The sequence below is a fragment of the Saccharomonospora iraqiensis subsp. paurometabolica YIM 90007 genome (genome assembly GCF_000231035.2).
Classification (GTDB): domain Bacteria; phylum Actinomycetota; class Actinomycetes; order Mycobacteriales; family Pseudonocardiaceae; genus Saccharomonospora; species Saccharomonospora paurometabolica.
In genome coordinates this window covers 4,479-6,657 of the sequence record NZ_KI912209.1, presented here as the reverse complement: position 1 = coordinate 6,657, position 2,179 = coordinate 4,479, and the positions used below count along the sequence as shown (strand labels likewise).

Below are 2,179 nucleotides of genomic sequence, written 5' to 3'. Positions count from 1 at the left end.
GCCGGGCCGCGGGGCGGTGGGGCGCGCCGGGCCTGGGCCACCCGGGTCAGCACGACGGCTCCGAGCAACAGACCGAGGGTGCTCGCCCACGCGCCGCCCCAGCCGACCTGGTCGGCCAACAGCAGCCCGGGGACCTCGGGCCAGCCGTCGAAGATCGGGAACGCCCAGGTGTAGAACACCGAGCCGGCGATGAAGCCGCCCAGGACGAGCAGGAGGCTCAACCGGCCCGCGCCGAGCGTGTACAGGATGCCCGCCGAACACGCTCCGGCGAGCTGCATCCCCGCGGTGGACAGTACCGCCCCGGTGAACAGGGGAAGGCCGATCGGCCGGGCAGCGACGGTCGGGGTGGCGCCGAACAGTCCCACCCCGGTGGCCACGATCAGCATGATCAGCGTCGCGGCGGTGGCGAACAGGAGCGCGTGGGCCCGGATCCCGGCACCGTTGCCGACGGCGAGCATCTGCCGCCACATCGCCCCGAACCCGAAGCGCGAGTGGAACAGCGCGATCCCCAGGAAGACCCCGATCAGCAGCACCGCGACGAAGCGCCGACCGTGCACGGCCCACACGTACCAGGCCGACCCGGCCGCCAGCAGACCGGAGACGACCAGGGGTGTGAGCCGCACCGGACCGGCGGGGCGTGGTGGCGGTACCGGGCGGGACGTGGGTGCGGTGCGCAGAAGATCGTGGAGGGGACGGTGGTCGGTTTCGGTGGACACGGTGACTCCAGGGCGATACCGGCGACGGCCGCGGAGTACGGCCGGTCAGTCCCGCGGGGTGTCGGCGAGGTAGAGGGTGCTGCTGGCCTCGCGGTTCTGCAGCGGGTTGGGGAAGCGCACGATCTCCGCGCGGGCACGGACGAAGTGCTTCCCCAGCCGGTCGGTGAACTCCTCGTCCGGTGGGTCGTTCGACCACAGGGCGAACACCCCGTCCGGGGTGAGCCGCCTGCCCACCCCGCGCAGCCCGTCGGGTTCGTAGAAGTCGGCGTTGGCCGGGTCGAGCAGGTGCCGCGGGGAGTGGTCGATGTCGACGACGAGCGCGTGATAACGGCGTCCGGGGGCGTCCGGGTCGAGTGGGGCACCGGTGCGCATCACCTCGAAGAAGTCGGCGTGCACCAGCCGACAGCGGGGGTCGGTGCCCAACCGCTGTCCGGCGGGCAGCAGCCCACGCCGGTGCCAGTCGATTACCTCGCCGAGCGCGTCGACCACGGTCACCGAGTGGACACGCGGCTCGTCCAGCACGGCGAGGGCCGTGTGGCCGAGGCCGAGCCCGCCCACGGCGACGTCCAGCGCACCCTCGGGTGCCTCGGCCACCGCCAACTGCCCCAGCCGGGTCTCGGAGACGGTGAACAGGCTCGACATGAGGAACTCGTCGTCGAGTTTGATCTCGTAGACCTCCGCCCGCACGGCCGGATCCCACCGTCGCCGCAGCACGAGCTCGCCGAGCGGCGTGCGCCGCCAGTCCAGTTCCTCGAAGCGCATCGCACCACCGTCCCGGTCGTCTCGGCGACCGGGGCAGTCTACGCCGGGGAGGACAGCGCGGGGGAGCGGTGTCCGCCAAGGAAGATCCGCACCGCCGGGTCCGCTCACTCCGGCTCGGGGAAGCCGTGTCGCCCGTGCAGCGGGACGAACCGCGCCGGGAGCAGCTCCTCCCGGCGCACGAGTCCCTCCGGGGTGCGCTCGAACGCGACCACCGTCTCGTGGCCGCCCGCGCCGATCGGCTGCACCAGCCTGCCCCCGACGCGGAGCTGGTCGACCAGGGGAGTCGGCACCCGGGGATACGCGGCCGAGACGAGGACCGCGTCGAACGGCGCGGACTCCGGCGCCCCGAGGGTGCCGTCCCCGGTCAGCACCCGCACCGTGGTGACCCCGAGCCCGGCCAGGGTGCGGCGGGCCGTGGCGGCGAGGTCGGCGCGGTACTCGACGCTGACTACGTCGGCTACCAGCCGGGAGAGCAGGGCCGCCTGGTAGCCGGTGCCGGTGCCGATCTCCAGCACGTGCTCGCCGCCGGACAGCGCCAGACCCTCGATCATGCGGCAGGACAGTGACGGCTGGGTGCTCACCTGGCCGTGCCCGATCGGCACCGGTTCGTCGGAGCAGGCCCGCCCGGCGTGCTCGTCGGGCACGAACGCGGCACGGGGCACCGCGCGCACCGCCGCGAGCAGCCGCGCGTCGGTCACCCC

The 2,179-nt window shown here is 73.7% G+C and carries 3 protein-coding genes; all 3 read right to left on the bottom strand.

What is annotated here, in order from left to right:
* A partial coding sequence (locus tag SACPADRAFT_RS0203380) for a YeeE/YedE thiosulfate transporter family protein (protein ID WP_007027361.1) occupies positions 1-623 on the bottom strand: 623 nt, incomplete at its 3' end.
* 138 nt (positions 624-761) lie between these two features.
* On the bottom strand, positions 762-1,478 hold the full coding sequence (locus SACPADRAFT_RS0203375) for a polyamine aminopropyltransferase (protein ID WP_007027362.1): 717 nt from the start codon (positions 1,476-1,478) through the stop codon (positions 762-764).
* Positions 1,479-1,582: 104 nt separating this feature from the next.
* Positions 1,583-2,179: protein-L-isoaspartate(D-aspartate) O-methyltransferase (locus SACPADRAFT_RS0203370; protein WP_007027363.1), on the bottom strand; the 597-nt coding region annotated here is incomplete at its 5' end.

Coding starts and splice junctions, on each gene's coding strand:
- SACPADRAFT_RS0203375 (WP_007027362.1), bottom strand. CDS start 1,478: ATGCGCTTCGAGGAACTGGACTGGCGGCGCACGCCGCTCGGCGAGCTC.